This window comes from Bartonella melophagi K-2C (assembly GCF_000278255.1).
GTDB lineage: Bacteria > Pseudomonadota > Alphaproteobacteria > Rhizobiales > Rhizobiaceae > Bartonella > Bartonella melophagi.
The window spans coordinates 60,764-62,755 of the sequence record NZ_JH725084.1; the positions used below are offsets into that span (position 1 = coordinate 60,764).

The 1,992-nt window shown below is 53.2% G+C and carries 1 protein-coding gene; it reads left to right on the forward strand.

Translation table 11 applies throughout. The features are described from left to right. On the forward strand, positions 1-1,992 hold a 1,992-nt coding region (locus ME3_RS07035; RefSeq protein ID WP_007477833.1), incomplete at both ends, for a right-handed parallel beta-helix repeat-containing protein.

Below are 1,992 nucleotides of genomic sequence, written 5' to 3' on the forward strand. Positions count from 1 at the left end.
ACATCATGTTTGTTTGTGTGTTCTCTCGACAGCTGTTCTGGCTAGTCTTGCTCTTCTTACAGATCAAAATAAGGTTTATGCTGGACTGAATTGTAAGGGGGTTGCTAATTCTAGTGGTAATGGGAGTAGTAGTGATAATGATAAGGGGCGGATCGAATGTGATGGGGGGAGTAATGGGAAGGGGAGTGGTGGACAGCTGAGTGGTAAGAGAACTATAGATATGAGTGGGAAGTGGGGGACGGGGGGGTCGAATAGGAATAGTGATGGGCCTGCTGTGAAGGTGTATGGGAGAGGGACGAATATTACGATAAGTAGTGAGCTGAAGATTACGGATAATGGTAGTAATAGTCATCCGGCGATTCAGGTGGAAAATGGAGGGAAGCTGACGGTGAATAATGTGACGATGACAAATATGCAAACGGGGATAGTGGTGCTGGGTCCAAAGTCTTCTGTTATTGTGGTTAAAGGATCGATTGGGGTGAAGAATGGGGGTGGTGCTGTGATTGAGGTGGGTGGAGGGGGAGATGTGACGTTGAATAGGGGGGTGAAGGTTAGTGGAGGGGGAGATAATACGGGGATAGAGGTGGGGCAGGGTGGGGGGACTGTGACGTTGGTGGGTACGAGTTTTACGGGGGTACAGAAGGGGATAGTGTTTAAGGGGAGTAAGGGGGGTGCTAGTGTGATGGGGGGAGGGGCGACGATTAGTTTAGAAAATGGGGGGACGGGGATTACGATGCAGGGATCGGGGGGTGCTAGTGCTAATGTAATGAGTATGACGATTCAGGGAAGTGGGGGAACGGGGGCTGAGGTAAAGAATGGGACGTTGACGGTGAATATGGTGACGATGACAGATGTGAAAATGGGGATGAAGGTGACGGGGTCGGGGAGGGCTAATGTGATGGGGGGAGAGATTAAGGGAAAGGGGGGAACTGGAACGGGGGTGGAGATGTCGGGGGGGACGGGGGGGATGTTGGAGGTAAATAAGGTGAAGGTTGAGGGGTTTGCAACGGGGGTGAAGGTGACAAGTGGGAGTTTAGAGGGGCTTAAGGTGATGGGGGGGATGATTAAGGGAAAGAGGGTTGGTGTGGAGGTGTCGGGGGAGGGGATATTGAAGGTGAATGGGGAGGCTACGATTGAGGTTCAAGCAGGTGGGACGGGGCTTAAGGTGGAGGGGAATGGGAGGGCTAGTGTGGTGGGGGGGATGATTCAGGGAAGTGGGGGTGTTGGGAGTGTGGGGGTGGATGTGAGTACTTCGAATACGGTGACGTTGAATGGAGGGGTGAAGGTTATGGGGTTTGCAACGGGGCTTAAGGTGACAAGTGGGGAGTTGAAGGTGATGGGGGAATCGACGATTACGGTTGAAACAGGTGGGACGGGGCTTATGGTGGAGGGGGGGATTGCTAGTGTGGTGGGGGGAGAGATTAAGGGAAAGGGGGCTGGAAAGACTGGGGTGGAGATGTCGGGGACGGCGCAGGTGACGTTGAATATGGTGAAGGTTTCAGGGGTTGGGAGGGGGGTCTATATGGAGAAGGGGACGTTGAAGATAGAGAGGGGGTCGATTACGGGGGGAGGAAGTGGATACGGGGTCTATGCGATGGGGGGTAAAGTGACGTTGGATGGGGTGACGGTTTCAAAGGTTGAGAGGGGGGTAGTGATGATGGGGAAGGGAGAGATGACGGTGACAAGAGGGGAGATAAAAGAGTTTGCGAAGTATGGGGTGTATGTGGGGGACGGGGTGACGAGTGCGAGTTTGACAGGGACGAAGATTGTGGGAGGGGGAAAGGGTAAGGGGATACATGCGAGAGGGAAAAAGGTGACGTTGAGTGGGGTGGAGATTTCAAAGGTTGAGGAGGGGGTAGTGATGATGGGGACGGGGAATTTGACGATTAGTGGGGGGGTGATAAAAGAGTTTACGAAGTATGGGGTGTATGTGGGGATAGATGTGACAAGTGCAAGTTTGACAGGGACGAAGATTGTGGGAGGGGGAAGTGG